The following is a 16,953-nucleotide window of genomic DNA, read 5'->3' on the forward strand; positions in this document are numbered from 1 at the left end:
AACGGCAAAGCCCGCCGGGGGCTCCGGCGGGCTTCGTGTCGTCGAGCGCCCTCCGGCGCGGGCCGGTCAGCGGCGGCCGGCCTCGATGACGTCCTCGAGAGTGCGCAGGCCGGACTTGGGGGCCATCACCAGGACCGCCATGTTGCCGGGGGCGTGCTGGTTCTTCCACATCTTGGTGTGCGCGGCCGGGATCTTGTCCCAGGGGAAGACCTCGGACATGCAGGGGTCGACCCGGCGGTCGAGGACGAAGCGGTTGGCGGCGGCGGCCTGCTTCAGGTGGGCGAAGTGCGAGCCCTGGATGCGCTTCTGGTGCATCCAGACGTAGCGGGCGTCGAAGGTGATGTTGAAGCCGGTCGTGCCGGCGCAGAAGACCACCATGCCGCCGCGCTTGACCACGAAACAGGAGACCGGGAAGGTCGACTCGCCCGGGTGCTCGAACACCATGTCGACATTGACGCCCTTGCCGGTGATGTCCCAGATCGCCTTGCCGAACTTGCGGGCCTCCTTGAACCAGTTGTCGTATTCCGGCGTGCCGACCTTCGGGAGCTGGCCCCAGCAGTCGAAGTCCTTCCGGTTGATGACGCCCTTGGCGCCGAGGCTCATGACGTAGTCGCGCTTGGTCTCGTCCGAGATGATGCCGATCGCGTTGGCGCCGGCCGCCGCGCAGAGCTGGATGCCGAAGACGCCGAGGCCGCCGGAGGCGCCCCAGACGAGCACGTTCATGCCGGGCTTCAGCTCGTGCGGCTCGTGGCCGAATAGCATGCGGTAGGCGGTCGCGAGGGTGAGGGTGTAGGAGGCGGCCTCCTCCCAGCTCAGGTGCTTCGGCCGCGGCAGGAGCTGGCGGGCCTGCACCCGGCAGAACTGGGCGAAGGACCCGTCGGGCGTCTCGTAGCCCCAGATGCGCTGGCTGGTGGAGAGCATCGGGTCGCCGCCATTGCACTCCTCGTCGTCCCCGTCGTCCTGGTTGCAGTGGATGACGACCTCGTCGCCCACCTTCCAGGTCTTCACCTTCGAGCCGACCGCCCAGACGATGCCGGACGCGTCCGATCCGGCGATGTGGTAGGGCTGCCGGTGGCCGTCGAAGGGCGAAATCGGCTTCCCGAGCGCGGCCCAGATGCCGTTGTAGTTGACGCCCGCCGCCATCACGAGGACGAGCACCTCGTGGCTGTCGATCTCCCAGGTGGGGACGACCTCGAGCTGCATCGCGTCCTCGGGCGGACCGTGGCGCTCGCGCCGGATCGCCCAGGCGTACATCTTGGCGGGCACGTGCCCGAGCGGCGGGATCTCGCCGATCTCGTAGAGGTCCTTCAGTTCCGGACCGGTCGCGGTCGTCGTCTCGAGCGCCTTCGCGGACATCGTGGTCTCCCTTCACCCGGTGCCGCGGCCCTGCGGGGCCGGGGGACTTCCACCGTTCTCGTTGCGTTGCAGCACGCCGCGGGCGTCCTCCCGTCCCGCGCAACCCGGATCGCATCGCGCCGCAGTATCGTACGGACGTCAACGATGGGCCATTGGACCATCGTCCGTGTGCCGTCCGGGCCGATGCCGCGGGCCCGGAACTATGGTGCGGAACCCATTTCGCGCAAACGGGGCGGCTCTGCGACTTTCGGTCCCTCCTGCCGCGGCGGCGCCGCTCGCTGGTGCGCCGCACAAGAGACGCGGCCTCCGGAATCAACCGGCAATTAACGGTCCCGTCCTATTCTGGACGCTCCCGACCATCCGGTTCACGCAAGGGGGGCCTCGATGCTGGCCCATCTCGACGTCGGTTCGTGGTTCATCGTCTCGTCGCTCGTGATCCTCCTCGCCTTCTGGATCGGGGTCATCGCGGACGCGCTCCTGCGCGACCTGGCGCTCGGGCTGATCCTCAACACCCTGCTGATCACCGGGGGCGGCTTCGCCGGGCTCTTCGCCCTCGACTGGCTGTTCATGCATTACTACGTGCACATCCGCTTCGCCTCGGCCTACACGTGGTCGGCGGCCGGGATCCTCGGCGGCACGCTGGCGCTGATGTTCGTCTGCTCGCTTAAGCGCCTGGTCCGGCAGTGACGCGGGCCGGCGGCACGGTGCCGCGGCGGCGTCGGACCATTTGCCGTAATGACAGCGCGCGCGGCGCGGTTTAAGCCCGGTCCACCGATCATCGAGCGGGGACGGACGACATGCCGCTGAAGGAACGCGACAAGCCCTGGATCTTCCGCACCTATGCCGGCCATTCGACGGCGGCGGAGTCCAACAAGCTCTACCGCACGAACCTCGCCAAGGGGCAGACCGGCCTTTCGGTCGCCTTCGACCTGCCGACCCAGACGGGCTACGACCCGGACCATCCGCTGTCGCGCGGGGAGGTCGGCAAGGTGGGCGTGCCGGTCGCGCATCTCGGCGACATGCGCAAGCTCTTTGACGGCATCCCGCTCGAGAAGATGAACACGTCCATGACCATCAACGCGACGGCCCCCTGGCTGCTGGCGCTCTACGCGGCCGTCGCGGACGAGCAGGGGGCGGAGCGCAAGGCGCTCCAGGGGACGACCCAGAACGACCTCATCAAGGAATATCTCTCGCGCGGCACCTACGTGTTCCCGCCGGCGCCGTCGATGCGGCTGACCACGGACGTCATCGCCTGGACGTACCGGGAGATGCCGAAGTGGAACCCGATGAACGTGTGCTCCTACCACCTGCAGGAGGCCGGGGCGACGCCGGTGCAGGAACTCGCCTTCGCGCTCGCCACCGCGATCGCGGTCCTGGACAGCATGAAGGCCTCGGGCGCGATCCCGCCGGATGAGTTCCCGGAGGCGGTCAGCCGCATCTCCTTCTTCGTCAACGCGGGCCTGCGCTTCGTCACCGAACTTTGCAAGATGCGCGCCTTCACGCGGCTGTGGGACGAGATCTGCGAGACCCGCTACGGGGTCGCTGACCCCAAGCTCCGGCGCTTCCGCTACGGGGTGCAGGTCAATTCGCTGGGGCTCACGGAGCCGCAGCCGGAGAACAACGTCTACCGCATCCTGATCGAGATGCTGGCCGTGACGCTGTCGCGCGACGCCCGGGCGCGCGCCGTGCAACTGCCGGCCTGGAACGAGGCGCTCGGCCTGCCCCGTCCCTGGGACCAGCAATGGTCGCTGCGCATGCAGCAGATCCTCGCCTACGAGACGGACCTCCTGGAATACGCCGACATCTTCAACGGCTCGACGGAGATCGAGGCCAAGGTCGCGGCGCTCTGCGCGGAGGCGCGGGAGGAACTCGCCCGCATCGAGGCCATGGGCGGGGCCGTGGCGGCGGTCGAGTCGAGCTACATGAAGCAGAAGCTCGTCGAATCCAACACAAAGCGGCTCGAGGCGATCGAGGCCGGGGATGCCGTCGTGGTCGGGGTCAACCGCTTCAAGGAGACGGAGCCTTCGCCGCTGACCGGTGGCGACGGGGCGATCCTGACCGTGCCGGAACATGTGGAGGCTGAGGCCGTCGAGGGGCTGAAGGCCTGGCGGGCGGCGCGCGACGAGGCCGCCGCCCTGGCGGCGCTCGCAGCGCTCAGGAGCGCGGCCGCGGAGGGGCGCAACGTCATGGAGCCGTCGATCGCCTGCGCCAAGGCGGGCGTGACCACGGGCGAGTGGGGCGCCACGCTCAGGGAGGTGTTCGGCGAGTACCGCGCGCCGACCGGCGTCGGGCGGGCGGCGCGGGACGCCGGCGGGGATCTCGCGCCGGTCCGCGAAGCGGTCACGGCGGTGTCGGCCCGGCTCGGGCGGCGCCTCAAGTTCCTGGTCGGCAAGCCGGGGCTCGACGGCCATTCCAACGGCGCCGAGCAGATTGCGGTCCGGGCGCGCGACTGCGGCATGGAGGTCGTCTACGAGGGCATCCGGCTGACGCCCGCCCAGATCGCCAACGCGGCGCTGGAGGAGGGCGTCCACGTGGTCGGGCTGTCGATCCTGTCCGGCTCGCACCTGGCGCTCGTGCGCGACGTGATGGAGCGGATGCGGGCGAGCGGCCTGGAGGATGTTCCGGTGGTGGTCGGCGGGATCATTCCGCCCGAGGACGAGCGCGCCCTCAAGGCGATGGGGGTGGCGGCGGTCTACACGCCCAAGAACTTCCAGCTCACCGACATCATGGCGGATGTCGTGCGGATCGTGGACGCCGGGACCAGCCGGGCAGCCTGACGACGGCGCGCCGGCGTACCGACCGGTCCCGGGAAGGGAACCTGCGCGCGGCGGCATGGTTTTGCCTGATCCCGATGCCTTATCGTGCAGGGGGGTGGTGATTCGGACGGCGAGGCTACCGACGATGGCGATCCGCGAGGATCGGAAGGGCAAGACGGCGGGTGGCCCTCGCCTCCAGTACGCGGCGCTGCCGTTCCGCCGGGAGTCCGGTCTCGAAGTGATGCTCGTGTCCTCGCGCGAAACCCGGCGCTGGGTCATCCCGAAGGGCTGGCCCATGAAGGGCCTGAAGCCCCACGCCGCGGCGGCGCGCGAAGCCCTCGAAGAGGCAGGTCTCGAGGGAAAGGTCGGCAAGCAGGCGATCGGGTCCTACACCTACGGGAAGCGGATGCCGGACGGCTCCGTGGTCTCCTGCCGGGTCGAGGTCTATCCGCTCGAGGTCGCCAAGCAGCGGAAGGCCTGGCCCGAGAAGGGCGAGCGCACCACGCGCTGGTTTTCGGCCGAGGAGGCGGCGGGGGCCGTCGAAGAGAGCGAACTCGGCGAACTCATCCGGGACTTCGTCACGGAACGAGCGGCGGTCGGCGAGAAGGCCTGACCGGCGAGGCGCATCCGCGCGACCGCGTAGGTACTGCTCCGAGGCCCGGATGGCCGGGCCGGATGGCCTCGCGGACAACCCGCGGGTGCGTTCGGCCACCGTGTGTCCGCCCTTCCCAAGATCCTGGGTTTTCACGGTTTCCCGGAACAGCGGCGACACCCGCTGGGTGGCGGGAAGGCTCGCGTGAACGGACCAGAGCATCGTCGATAATATTGAGGCACCGTCATGCGATTTGTGAATTATACCGATGTTAAATTACGCTAGGTAAGCCTCGACGCGCGCCCACTGTCGAAAAGAACAGGCGCGGAAGGGGAGCATCATGACGGACGGGACCACGATCGCGTCGCGTCTCCGATTCATCGAGATCGGCGAGACAGAACGCGAGATCCTGAGGCGCAACAAGGCGCTGATCACAGACACGCTGGACCCGGTGCTGGACGGCTTCTACCGGCACGTGGCGGCGTTTCCGGAGACGAGCCGGTTCTTCGCTGACGCGGCCCACGTCCAGGCGGCCAAGCGGATGCAGATCGCCCATTGGGGGACGATCGCGGAAGCCCGGTTCGACACGGGCTACGAAGCTTCCGTGACGCGGATCGGGGAGGCCCATCACCGGCTCGGGCTCGAGCCGCGATGGTACATCGGCGCCTATGCGCATCTCACGTCGGCGCTCCTGGCGGCCGTCCTGGAGGCGCGCGGCGGAGCGGTGCAGAGCCGGCGACGGCGCGCCGAGACGTCCCGGCTGCAATCGGCCATCCTCAAAGCCGCGATGCTCGACATGGACCTCGCCACGTCGGTCTACCTGGAGGCGGGCCGGCGGGAGCGGATCCAGGCGGTCGGCGCCATCGGCCGCGAGTTGGAGACGTCGGTCGCCGGCACGGTGGAAGTCCTGGCCGTCGCGTCCGGGCAACTGGAGGCGACCGCGCGGGCACTGGGCACGACCGCGCAGGAAACCGCCAGCCGGTCGGAGATCGTGACGCAGGCATCCGAGGAGGCGTCCACCAACGTGCATGCGGTCGCGGCAGCGGCGGAGGAGATGTCGGCCTCGATCGACGAGATCTCCCGCCAGGTCTGCGACGCGGCGTCGGTCGCCCGCGAGGCGGTCGAGGTTGCCGATACGGCGGGTGCCAAGGTCGAGCGGCTGGCGGCGGCGGCCGAGCGGATCGGCGGGATCCTGCTGCTGATCGACCGGATCGCCGGCCAGACCAACCTCCTCGCCCTCAACGCCACCATCGAGGCGGCCCGCGCCGGCGCGGCCGGCAACGGCTTCGCGATCGTGGCCCGAGAGGTCAAGGCGCTGGCGGAGCAGACCGGGCGCGCGACGGCGGAGATCGACGGCCAGATCGGGGAGATCCAGACGGAAACGGCCGCGTCCCGGGACGCGATGCGGACCATGTCGGGGGTGATCGGCCGGATCAGCGAGATCGCGGGCTCCATCGCGACGGCGGTGGAGGAGCAGGGGACCGCCATGCGCGAAATCGCCCGCAACGTCCAGCATGCGTCCGAGGGGACCCGCCAGGTGTCCGGCACCATCGACGGCGTCAGGCGGTCGGCGGAGAGCACCGGCGAGGCCGCCTCGCAGATGCTGGAGGCCACGGGCGAGATCACGGCGCGGTCGGCGCATCTCCAGGCGGAGGTCGGGGCCGTGCTCGGCCGCATCGCCGCGGCCGGCTAGCCGTCAGCCGCCCTTCAGCCGTTCGATCAGGTCCGCCGTGGGATAGCTGTCCGCCGGCAGGCCGTAGCGCTTCTGCGCCGCCCGCACGGCGGAGCGGGTGGCGAGGCCGACGCGGCCATCGGGCTTCTCGGCGGTGAAGCCGCGCTGGACCAGAAGGGTCTGCAACTGGCGGACCTGGTCGGTCGTCAGGGGCGGAGGCACTCCCGCGCCCCGGCCGACCGGGGGCGCGCCGGCGAGGCGGGTGGCGTAGTAGGCGGCCGTGGTGGCGTACACGAAGGCCTTGTTCCAGCCCAGGAAGGCCTGGAAGTTGGGGTAGGCCAGGAAGGCCGGCCCGAAGCGGCCCATGGGCAGGAGCAGCGAGGCGGGCTGGCCGTCGGAGGGCAGCGGCGACGCGGCGCCCTTCACGCCCCAGGCGACCCACTGGGAGCGCGGGTGGCGGATGGCGAGGTCGGCCTGGTCCCAGGGCAGCTCGGCGGGCACGCGGACCTCGGTCAGCCAGGGCTCGCCGCGCTTCCAGCCGAAACGCACCAGCAGGTTCGCGCCCGAGGCGAGCGCGTCGGGCATCGAGTCGATCACGTTGCGCCGCCCGTCGCCGTCGAAGTCGACCGCCGCGGCCACGTAGTCGGTCGGGGTCATCATCATGTGACCCTGCTCGCCCGCCCAGTCGCCGATCATCTGCGCCGGGGTCAGGTCGCCGCGGGCGACGATGCGCAGGGCGTCGATGAGCTCGGGACGGAAGAAGTCCGGGCGTCGGCAGTCGTAGGCGAGCGTGGCGAGCGAGGTGAGGATCGGAAACTTGCCCTTGTCGGCGCCGAAGTCCGTCTCCAGCCCCCAGAAGGCGACGAGGACGGGGGCGGGGACGCCGAAGCGGGCCTCGATGCGCTCCAGGAGGGCGGCCTGGGTCCTCAGCAGGGCCGTGCCGCGGCTCATCCGGTCGGCCGAGACCATGCGATCTGAGAACTGCAGGAAGCTCTGCTGGAAGACCCCCTGGCCGCGGTCGCGGCGCACGATGGACGGATCGAAGCGGACATCCGCCAGCGCCGCGTCGGCGACCGGCGCCGGCACGCCTTGCCGGACGGCCTCCGCCTTGACGCCCTGGAGCCAGGCGGGAAACTCCGCGCCGCCCTGGCATTCGGGCCCGGCCAGGACCGGCCACGACAGAAGCGTCACCACCGCGGTGACGACCGCCCGCATTCCCGTCCCGATCGCGAATCGCCGCATGGCACGCTCCTCCTTCGGGCGACACGGTTAGCACAGCCGGGTCGAAGGGCGAGCGTCAGCGCGTCAGCCGGTCGGCCGGCACGCCGAGGGTCACCACCAGACCGTCCGGGCGCCAGTCGTGCTCGATGGTGCCGCCGAGCTGGCCGGCCGCGGCGCGGGCCGACATGAGCGTGCCGAATCCCTGCCGGGACGGCGCGCCGACGGGCGGGCCGCCGTGCTCGGACCAGACGATCCGTCGGCTGCCGTCCACCGGCGCGGTGCTGACCTCGACGAGGATCCGTCCCCGGTCGGCCGAGAGGGCGCCGTACTTCACGGCGTTGGTGGCGAGTTCATGGAGGATCAGCGCCAGGGCGACGGCCGCGTTGGGGCCGACGGGCGCATCGTCGCCCGAGATCTCGACGCGTCGGTCGCCCTCCTGGTAGGGGGCCAGCAGAAGGTCCAGGAGCCCGGCGAGGGTTTGGTCGGCGTCCCCGGCCGGGCGGCTCTCGGGGCTGTGGGGCCGGACGTAGTTCTGCGCCTGCGCGAGGGCGTCGATGCGCCGCCGCAGTGCCTGCGCGTAGTCGCGGGCGCCCGGTTCGCCGCGGGCCGAGAGCGTGATCAGGCTGCCGATCACCGCGAAGATGTTCTTGATGCGGTGGCTGAGTTCGCGGGTGACGAGGTCGCGCGCCTCCTCGGCGAGACGGCGGTCGGTGATGTCGACGACGGTGCCGGGAAAGCGGAGGGGGCGGCCCTCATGGTCGCGCTCGCAGCGGCCGCGGGCGTCGATCCAGCGGAGGGCTCCGTCCGGCTGGAGCACGCGGTATTCGGCTCGATAGGGCTGGCCCTCCTCAACGGCGGCGCGGATCCCGGCGGCGACGCGGTCGCGGTCCTCCGGGTGGATCGCGGCGAGGAACGGGGCGAGCGGTGTGCCGGCCGCGGCCTCGGCCGGATCGACGGAGAAGAGGCGCGCGAAGCGCTCGTCGGCGACGACACGGTCGGCCGGGATCTCCCAGACCCAGGTACCGACGAAGCCGCCGGCCGAGAGGGCGAGCGTCAGCCGCTCCTCGCTCTCCCGACGGGCCGCCTCGGCCCGCTTCAGGTCCTCGATGTCCGTGCAGGTGCCGAACCAGCGCTCGATCCGCCCGGTCTCGTCGCGGACCGGCAGGGCGCGGCCGAGCACCCAGCGGTAGGCACCCGAGCGATGCCGCAGGCGATATTCGATCTCGTAGGGATCGCCGGTCGCCAGCGAATGGCGCCAGCGTTCCCAGGCGAGCGCCTGGTCATCCGGGTGGAACATGGCGTTCCAGCCCTCGCCGTCCGTGCCGCGTTCGGCGACGCCGGTGAATTCATACCATTGGCCGTTGTAGTAGTCGTGGTAGCCGTCCGGCCGGGTCGACCAGACCATCTGCGGCATGGCATCGGCGAGGGTGCGGAAGCGGCGCTCAGCCTCGCGATGGGCCGCCTGGGCCTGCCGGATCGGCTCGAGGTCGGTCGCCACGACGACGAGGCGGTGGCTCGCGGCATCCTCGGCGACCCGCCCGGTCAGCGCGACGGCGCGCCGGGTGCCGTCCGGCCGATCCACCAGGACGCGGAGCGCGAAGGGAAGGCGTGACGTCCTGGCGCGCTCCACGGCGGCGTCGAGGGCGGTGCGGTCGTCAGGCCCGATCTTGCCGCGAAGCGAGTCGAACGGACCGGGTGCGCCGAAATCCGCCTCGCCGAGGCTGCGGGCGAGGGCCTCAGAGGCGATCGCGGCCCCGGTGGCGAAGTCGAGTTCCAGGATGCCAATGCCGGCGCCGTCGAGGGCGTCCCGGAGGGCATTTCTCGGGGGCCCCCCGCCGGCCCCTCCGCCGGCTCCGGTCCGGTCCTTGTCGATCAGCGTCATCAGGGCAGGACCGTTCTCGTCGTGCGGGCAGCGGGAGGGAGGCAATGCGGGCGCAGGGCGCGGCCGGTCAGCGCGTGGCGAGCGCGGCTTCCACGGTCTCTTCGATCTTCTCGGGCCGGTAGGGCTTCGGAATGAATCCAGCGCGGCGCAAAGGCTCGGGGACTTCCTGAGGCTTGGACCCGGAGACGAAGACGAAGGGCGTGTTGCGGGCGGCCAGGGCTTCGGCGATCTCGAAGGTCTTGCCGTCGAGGACGTCGATGTCGAGGAGGGCGAAGGTGATCGGCTCCGCCACGTGACGACGGGCGTCGGCCACGGACGCGGCGACGATCACCTCCGCCGGAACCTTGTCGGCGATGATGATCTCCAGGTCCAAGGCGATCAGCGGATCGTCCTCGACGATCAGGACACGCGGTTTCACGACGGCATTCCTTCCTGCGACGGGCGCCCGACCGCGCCTGAAACTCCCGGTACTGCCAACGCGGGCGCCTGCCGATGGTTCCGTGCAGTACAGACGCGAAAAAGGCGGTTCCGGACCGGAACCGCCTTTCCATCGCGAAGAGTTCGGCCGTCGTTACTCGTCCGTGAACGGGCCGATGACGAGAAGCTCGAGCTTCATCCAGTTGGCGAGCTGCTGGTAGGTGAGGCCCACCGGCTTCAGGTCGTAGGTGATCTCCGAGCGGGTCGGGCCGACGCACTTGAAGGCGCCCGTGTCGTCGCGGACCTGCTTGCAGGCCGTGTCGCTGTCCAGGTAGTAGACGCGGCCGTAGATCCCGGGCTTGGTCTGGTCGGAGGCCGAGAAGAACGCGTCGGAGTCGGCCTGCGAGGCATCCCCGCCGAAGAAGGCATTGTCCTTGTTCACCGGCGGCTCGTTCACCCGCAGGTTATAGTCGTAGTAGGACGTGAACTTGCGCTTCTTGCCTTTGGAATCCGTGAACTCGCCGTTCTCGGAGACGTAGCGGATCGATCCCGTGACCTTGTCCGAGTAGACCTTCTCGCCGATGTTGTACGTGAAGGTCACGCCGGTCTGGTCGGTCAGCCAGTTGCCGAGTTCGTAGTCGTAGTCGAGGATGCCGGAGACTCGGCTCTCGACCAGGAACGAGAAGGGACCGGAGGCGAGGCCGAGCCGCTCGAAGCGCAGCGGGTCCGGGTTCTTGACCTGGATGGAGACGACCTTGCCGTCGACGTAGCGGGAGTAGACCTTGGAGGCCTCCTTGGAGGCGGTCTTCAGGCGGCGGGCCACGTCCCACCACTTCACCACCTCGCGACCCTGGATCGAGCCGGTGAAGCGGCTCGAGACCTGGTTGCCCTTGACGATGTCGAGCCGGAGCTTGCCCTCCTCCGGGTTGTAGCGGCCGCCCGAGGCGATCGGCAGGTCGCCGCGCAGGATCGCGACCTCGCGGGCGATCTGGGACGGGTTCTGCGGGTTCACCACGTCGAAGCGGATCGAGTAGGTCACGTTGCTGTTCGGCACGCGGGCGATCGAGCCGCGCATCAGCATCAGGTCCGCGATCGCGATCTCGCCCATGTCGTAGACGTCCTGGGACGACTGCGAGCGCTCGGAGCGGGTGTTGTAGTCGACCACGATCGAGCCGGAGACCTTGGCCTTGTCGGCCGGGATCTCTGTGGTGGCCCGGTTCGGGGCCTGGGCGAGGGCGGCGGGGGCCGCGAGGGCGGCGAAGAGGCAGGCGACGGCCGATATCAGCCGGGTCTTCGACATGTGAGGGTCACTCCTCGAAAGCGAGGCCGGTCCGCGGCGGCGCAGGTCCCGGCGGCCACCCCTGACCGCGCGCGCGAGGCAGGATGAGCGACTCGCCGCCGAAGGGTCAAGGCGGGCCGCCGTCACGTTCCCGTCAGGGGAAACGGGGTGCGAAGAGGGACCGTCAAATCGGACCGAGTCCGGCCGCCAGCCAGCGCCGGAAGGCCTCCGGCCCCGGGATCCGCCAACGCGCGGCGCTCGGCCGGTTGGGGCCGACCAGGACGCCGAGGCCGCCCGCATAGTCGACCATGGCGAAGCCGTCCTCGTCGGTGAGGTCGTCGCCGGCGAAGAAGGGCCGCTTGCCGCTGTAGCCCGCCTCGCCGAGAAGCGCGCCGATGGCGGTCCCCTTGCTGGCCGCCCGCGGGGCGATCTCGACGACGCCCTTGCCGGTCAGGACGCGCCAGGTCTCGGGCGCCTGGGCGGCGAGGTCCTCGGCGGCGGCGAGCAGGGCGGGGGCCGCCTCCGGGGCGAGGCGGAAGTGCAGCGCGACGGAATGACCCTTGTCTTCCACGAAGGTCCCCGGATGGCGGGCGACCAGCGCCTCCAGGTGGCCCGCGATGGCGCGGGTGGATTCGCCGTGTCCGGCGGCGTCGCGGGTGCCGAGGGCGGAGCGGATGACGGCGCCGTGGCTGGCGGCGACGTGGAAGCGGTCCGGGCCGAACAGCGCATCAACCTGGTCGAGCGACCGGCCGGTGACCAGCGCCAGGCAGCCGCAGCGCTCGCGCAGGCGTTCCAGCATGGCGACGAGATCCTTGGGCACCACCACGGCGGCCGGATGCCCGGCGAAGTCGAGCAAGGTGCCGTCGATGTCCAGGAAGGGCGCCCACTCCTCCGTCCAGGCGATGGCGGGCGGCGGCGGCTTGGTGGCGGTGTCGGAGAGGTTCATGGGCTCTTGGTCTCCCCCGCCGGCCCGGGCCGGCGGAGTTCTGGGTCGTCCGGGGAGGCTGATGGCCGAAGTCGGCGCCGCCTGCAAGCGCCGGGCGGGGCTCAGGGGCCGAACTGGCGCTGCACCTCGCGCCGCTTGCGCATGCGGGCCGCTTCCAACAGCATGGTGCCGGCCCAGGCGTAGACATTGTTGTCGCGGACCATCTCGCGCATCAGGCGCATGCGGTCGCGCTGCTCATCCTCGGGCATGCCGAGGGCCTGGTGCAGCGTCTCGGCCAGGGTGTCGACGTCGTAGGGGTTGACGATCAGGGCCTCCAGGAGTTCCCGCGAGGCACCCGCGAAGGTGGACAGCACCAGCACGCCCCGGTCGTCGTCGCGGGAGGCGACGAATTCCTTGGCGACCAGGTTCATGCCGTCGTGCAGGCTGGTGACCACGCAGAAGTCGGCGGCGCGGAAGAGCTCCAGCACCTCGTCGGGCTCGTGGTGGCGGACCACCAGGACGATCGGCGACCAGCCATCGCGGCCGAACCGGGCGTTGATCTCGGCGGTGACGGCCTCGGCCTCCTGCTGCAGCCCCTTGTAGGCGTCGAGCTTCGAGCGGGTCGGCGCGGCGACCTGGACAAAGACGAAGCGGCCGATCCATTCCGGGTGGCGTTCCAGGAGGGCGCCGACGGCCCGGAGCCGGTCCGGGATGCCCTTGGTGTAGTCGAAGCGCTCGACGCCGGCGCCGATCAGGATGTCCGGCGGGAGGCCGAACCGTTCGCGCACGCGCGCCCGGCAGGTCGGCACGTCGGCGATGCCCTTCATGGCGCGCGGCGGCCATTCGATGGAGATCGGATAGGCGTTGACGAAGGTTTGCTCGCCGCCGGTGGAAATGGCCGAAAGCTCCCGGTCGATGTTGCTCTCCATGAAGCGGTCGACCGACTCGACGAAGTTGTTGACGTGGAAGCGGGTGTGGAAGCCCAGGATGGAGGAGCCGAGCAGGCCGTCGAGGATCTCCTCGCGCCAGGGGCAGATCGAGAAGACCTCCGCGTTCGGCCAGGGGATGTGCCAAAAGGTGATCACCGTCGCGTCCGGCAGGCGCTGGCGGATCATGCGCGGCAGCAGGGCGAAGTGGTAGTCCTGCACGAAGACGATCGGGTTGCGGGTCTTCGCCTCCTCGACGACCGTGTCGGCGAAGCGCTGGTTGACCGATCGGTACAGTTCCCAGTCCTCCCGGCGGAACTGCGGGCGCACGAAGGCGATGTGGCAGAGCGGCCAGAGACCCTCGTTGGCGAAGCGGTAGTAGTAGCCGTTCTCCTCCTCCTCGGAGAGCCAGACGCGGCGGAGCGTGTAGGCGGGCTCGCCGGGCGGCACGGCCACGCGGTCGCCGGCGTCGACCGCCTCGCGGTCGGCCGTGCCGCTGCCGTGCGCGATCCAGACGCCGTTGGTGGCGCGGATGACCGGCTCCAGCGCGCTGACCAGTCCGCTCGCCGGCCGCCGGACGACCACCCGGTCGCCGTCGCGGTCGTGGATGTAGGGCTCCCGGTTCGAGACCACGATCACCTCCGAGCCGGGCAGCTCGTTGTGGATCGCCTGGGCGAGGGTCTCGGGGGACCAGTGGACGCGGATGGAGGAGCCGCGCATCCGGCCGATGTCGAGATCGCGCAGCGTCTGCCGGACTTCGCGGATGACGGGGCGCAGCTCGGGGGCGATGTCGGCCTCGGAGCGCGAGCGCGTGCGCGGGTCGAGGGACTGCACGATCGCCTTCGACCAGGCCGCCAGGGTGGCGCGGGCGACCCCGACGGTCACCAGCACGCCGGTGGCGACCAGGAGGGCGACGAAGACCACCAGGGTGGCGAGGGCGGCCGCGGTGCGGCGGGCCGCGAAGCTCATGTCGTGCACGACCACGAGCCGCAAACGCCGGTCGGGCTGGACGACCATCGGGAAGCTCGCCACGAGGGCGGCGCCGGTCGCCAGGTTGCGCCGGTCGAAGACCGTCCTGGGGGCCTCCTCGACGACCGGCGCGCAGGTTCCGTCACCGGGCCAATTGCGCGAGGCGGCGACGACGCGGCCGGCGAGGTCGCAGAGCCCGATGGCGAGCACGCGCTCGTCGCGCGCGACCCCGTCGAAGGCGCGGGCGAGGCCGACCTCGTCGCCGCGGTCGGCGAGAGGGCGGACGGTGGGCTCGAGGGCGTTGAAGACGAGTTCGGAGCGCAACTCCACATCGCGCTCGAACCAGCGTGCCAGGAAGTTCTCCGCAGTCACTCCGGCGACGACGGCGAGCGCGAGCACGGCCGCGATGAGCGGCAGGGAAAAGCGATAGAGACTCTGCATGCTTGGTCAGATTTGCTCCGTGACGGCGATTGTCAAGCTTCCGCCATAAGTGGGGTCGATGTATGCGGGGAACAATGCCGGAGCACGGGAGTAATCATCCCGCTGAGCGGGTAAATTCTATTTTACAATCACAGAGAGGTTATGGGCGCGATGACGCAAACACAGTCCAATCTGGATCTGGCTCCGATCGGAAACTGTGCGACGGCTGCCCTTATCGATAGGCAAGGACGGATCGTCTGGTGGTGCTACCCGTACCTGGACGGCGATCCCCTCTTCTGCCGCCTGCTCATGGGCGAGGCGGAAGACGGCTTCATGGACATCGTGCTCGACAAGTTCGACCGCGCCGAGCAGCGCTACCAGCGCAACACGCCGATACTGGAGACAACGCTCTGGGCGACCGACGGTTCCGGGATCCGCATCACCGACTTCGCGCCGCGCTTCACCCAGTTCGACCGGTCCTACCGCCCGACGCTGCTGATCCGACGCATCCAGCCGATCCGAGGCTATCCGCGCATCACCGTCCGGGTCCGGCCGCGCTTCGACTACGGCAGCGCGAGCCCGCGCAAGGTCCTCGGCTCCAATCACGTGCGCTACGCCGGCGAGGCTGAGACCCTGCGGGTGTCGACCAGCGCGCCGGTCGCCTATGTGGCGCGCGAGGCTCCCTTCGTACTGACCGGGCCGGTCACCTTCGTGCTCGGCACGGACGAGATCTTCCCGGCCAACATCGACGAGACGGCCGCCCAGTTCGAGGAGCGCACCCGCTCCTATTGGTTCGAGTGGTGCCGGAACCTGTCGATCCCCTACGAATGGCAGGAATGCGTCCTGCGCTCGGCGATCACGCTCAAGCTCTCCGCCTACGAGGAGACCGGCGCGGTGGTGGCCGCCATGACGACCTCCGTCCCGGAGGCGCCGCACACGCCGCGCAACTGGGACTACCGGGCCTGCTGGCTGCGCGACGCGTTCTTCGTCGTGCGCGCGCTCAACATCCTGGGGGCGACGCGCACCATGGAGGGCTTCCTGGGCTACATGCGCAACGCCATCGCGCTCGAGTCGGACGGCTGGCTGAAGCCGGTCTACGGCCTGGTGCCGTCGGTCAGCCTGGAGGAGGAGATCGTGCCGGCCCTGCCGGGCTATCGAGGGATGGGCCCCGTCCGGCGCGGCAACCAGGCGGCCGAGCAACGGCAGAACGACGTGTTCGGCGCCGTCATCATGGCGAACACCCAGTGGTTCTACGACCAGCGGCTGCCGCATATCGACAAGACGGCCCTCTTCCAGGAGCTCGAGAGGCTCGGCGAGAAGGCGGTCGCGGTGGCGCTCGAGCCGGATGCGGGGATCTGGGAGTATCGCGGCCGGGCGCGCGTCCACACCCATTCGGCGCTGATGTGCTGGGCGGCGGCCGACCGGCTCAGACGCATCGCCGTGACGCTAAGGGCCGACGACCGCGCCGGCTACTGGAGCGGACACGCCGACCGGATCCGGAGCTGGATCGAGGCCAACACCTGGAACCCGAGCGTCAATGCCTTCGTGGAGAGCGAGGGCTCGGAGACGCTCGACGCCAGCGTGCTCCTGATGGCCGACCTCGGCTTCCTGCCGCCGACCGATCCGCGCTTCGTGGCCACGGTCGAGACGATCGGGACCCGGCTCCTGCGCGGCAAGTATCTGCTGCGCTACAACCACCCGGACGATTTCGGCGAGCCGGAGACGAACTTTCTCGTCTGCACCTTCTGGTACGTGCTGGCCCTGCACGCGATCGGCCGGTCGGAGGATGCCCGGGCGGTGTTCACCGACCTGCTTGGCATGACCAACCATGCCGGTCTCTTCTCCGAGGACCTGCACCCGGAGACGGGCGAGCTCTGGGGCAACTACCCGCAGACCTATTCGCTGGTCGGCACGATCCTCTGCGCAGTGGCTCTGTCGCGGCCGTGGAGCGAGATCGCGTGAGGTCGGCGACCCTCGTGGGGAACGCAGGCGCGCGGAAGTGCGTTGAACGTTACCGGAGCCGTAGCGGCTCGTTCGAAACCGAGGGAAACCCCATGAACGGCATCATCTACATCATCGGACTGGTCGTGGTCGTCGTCGCGGTCCTGTCCTTCTTCGGCCTGCGCTGAGGCCGGCCGAACGCCGAGTCCGCGGCGGGGCGGGGACTTCCCCGCACCGCGCGCGAACGGCCCGACCGTCCGGGCAGGCTCAGTGCCTGAGGGCGTATTCCTCGCGGGTCGAGAAGGAGCGGAACCACGGGATGAGCTGCCAGAGGGCCGAGGCGCCGACCGCCACGTAGACGATGCGGGCGAGGGGGGCCTGCTGGCCGCCGAAGAGCGCGGCGACCAGGTCGACCTGGGCGAGGCCGACCAGCCCCCAGTTGATGCCGCCGACGATGACGAGCAGAAGCGTCAGGATGTTGAGAAAGCGCATGTCGTTCTCCGATCGTTGGATACGGGTCCAACACATCGGAGGGAACGGCGTTCCTCGGTTGTGCCGCGCGGCGACGTTGAAAATCGCGTGTGCTTTGGCCGACCC

At 70.1% G+C, this 16,953-nt stretch carries 14 protein-coding genes; 6 read left to right on the forward strand and 8 right to left on the reverse strand.

Going from position 1 to position 16,953, the window contains the following annotated elements; translation table 11 throughout:
- Window positions 1–66: 66 nt before the first annotated feature.
- Window positions 67–1,356 carry a crotonyl-CoA carboxylase/reductase gene (ccrA, locus tag WBG79_RS18615; RefSeq protein WP_337358678.1) on the reverse strand — a complete coding sequence of 430 codons (1,290 nt, stop codon included), beginning with the start codon at window positions 1,354–1,356 and terminating at the stop codon, window positions 67–69.
- 384 nt (window positions 1,357–1,740) lie between these two features.
- Here ccrA and WBG79_RS18620 point away from each other — a divergent pair, with 384 nt between their 5' ends.
- From WBG79_RS18620 to WBG79_RS18635, 4 genes are all read left to right on the forward strand, one after another.
- Complete coding sequence (locus tag WBG79_RS18620; protein ID WP_337358679.1) at window positions 1,741–2,043, forward strand: hypothetical protein; 303 nt, start codon at window positions 1,741–1,743, stop codon at window positions 2,041–2,043.
- A 110-nt stretch (window positions 2,044–2,153) separates the two neighbouring features.
- Entirely contained in the window at window positions 2,154–4,133 is a 1,980-nt protein-coding gene (locus WBG79_RS18625; RefSeq protein ID WP_337358680.1) for a protein meaA, read from the forward strand.
- Between the two features lie 124 nt (window positions 4,134–4,257).
- The gene (locus WBG79_RS18630; protein WP_337358681.1) at window positions 4,258–4,725 is read left to right on the forward strand and encodes an NUDIX hydrolase; all 468 of its coding nucleotides are present in this window, start codon (window positions 4,258–4,260) and stop codon (window positions 4,723–4,725) included.
- 319 nt (window positions 4,726–5,044) lie between these two features.
- On the forward strand, window positions 5,045–6,397 hold the full coding sequence (locus WBG79_RS18635) for a globin-coupled sensor protein (RefSeq protein ID WP_337358682.1): 1,353 nt from the start codon (window positions 5,045–5,047) through the stop codon (window positions 6,395–6,397).
- A gap of 3 nt (window positions 6,398–6,400) precedes the next feature.
- On the opposite strand, the gene WBG79_RS18640 is transcribed toward WBG79_RS18635, so the two are convergent.
- From WBG79_RS18640 to WBG79_RS18665, 6 genes are all read right to left on the reverse strand, one after another.
- On the reverse strand, window positions 6,401–7,618 hold the full coding sequence (locus tag WBG79_RS18640; protein WP_337358683.1) for a lytic murein transglycosylase: 1,218 nt from the start codon (window positions 7,616–7,618) through the stop codon (window positions 6,401–6,403).
- Between the two features lie 55 nt (window positions 7,619–7,673).
- Entirely contained in the window at window positions 7,674–9,479 is a 1,806-nt protein-coding gene (locus tag WBG79_RS18645; RefSeq protein ID WP_337358684.1) for a sensor histidine kinase, read from the reverse strand.
- A gap of 67 nt (window positions 9,480–9,546) precedes the next feature.
- Window positions 9,547–9,897, reverse strand: a complete 351-nt coding sequence (locus WBG79_RS18650; protein ID WP_337358685.1) for a response regulator — start codon at window positions 9,895–9,897, stop codon at window positions 9,547–9,549.
- Between the two features lie 153 nt (window positions 9,898–10,050).
- Window positions 10,051–11,196 carry a hypothetical protein gene (locus WBG79_RS18655; protein WP_337358686.1) on the reverse strand — a complete coding sequence of 382 codons (1,146 nt, stop codon included), beginning with the start codon at window positions 11,194–11,196 and terminating at the stop codon, window positions 10,051–10,053.
- A 163-nt stretch (window positions 11,197–11,359) separates the two neighbouring features.
- Complete coding sequence (otsB, locus tag WBG79_RS18660) at window positions 11,360–12,121, reverse strand: trehalose-phosphatase (protein ID WP_337358687.1); 762 nt, start codon at window positions 12,119–12,121, stop codon at window positions 11,360–11,362.
- Window positions 12,122–12,222: 101 nt separating this feature from the next.
- The gene (locus WBG79_RS18665) at window positions 12,223–14,436 is read right to left on the reverse strand and encodes an alpha,alpha-trehalose-phosphate synthase (UDP-forming) (RefSeq protein WP_337358688.1); all 2,214 of its coding nucleotides are present in this window, start codon (window positions 14,434–14,436) and stop codon (window positions 12,223–12,225) included.
- Window positions 14,437–14,586: 150 nt separating this feature from the next.
- Here WBG79_RS18665 and WBG79_RS18670 point away from each other — a divergent pair, with 150 nt between their 5' ends.
- Both WBG79_RS18670 and WBG79_RS18675 read left to right on the forward strand, forming a co-directional pair.
- Window positions 14,587–16,377, forward strand: coding sequence for a glycoside hydrolase family 15 protein (locus WBG79_RS18670; RefSeq protein ID WP_337358689.1), 1,791 nt, complete (start codon window positions 14,587–14,589; stop codon window positions 16,375–16,377).
- Window positions 16,374–16,544 (forward strand): hypothetical protein, encoded by a 171-nt coding sequence (locus tag WBG79_RS18675; protein WP_337358690.1) that lies wholly within the window; start codon window positions 16,374–16,376, stop codon window positions 16,542–16,544. Before WBG79_RS18670 ends, WBG79_RS18675 begins: the two co-directional genes overlap by 4 nt.
- Before the next feature lie 79 nt (window positions 16,545–16,623).
- Here WBG79_RS18675 and WBG79_RS18680 read toward each other — a convergent pair whose 3' ends face one another.
- The gene (locus WBG79_RS18680; protein ID WP_337358691.1) at window positions 16,624–16,848 is read right to left on the reverse strand and encodes a DUF378 domain-containing protein; all 225 of its coding nucleotides are present in this window, start codon (window positions 16,846–16,848) and stop codon (window positions 16,624–16,626) included.
- Window positions 16,849–16,953: the final 105 nt, after the last annotated feature.

This window comes from Prosthecomicrobium sp. N25 (assembly GCF_037203705.1).
Classification (GTDB): Bacteria; Pseudomonadota; Alphaproteobacteria; order Rhizobiales; family Ancalomicrobiaceae; genus Prosthecodimorpha.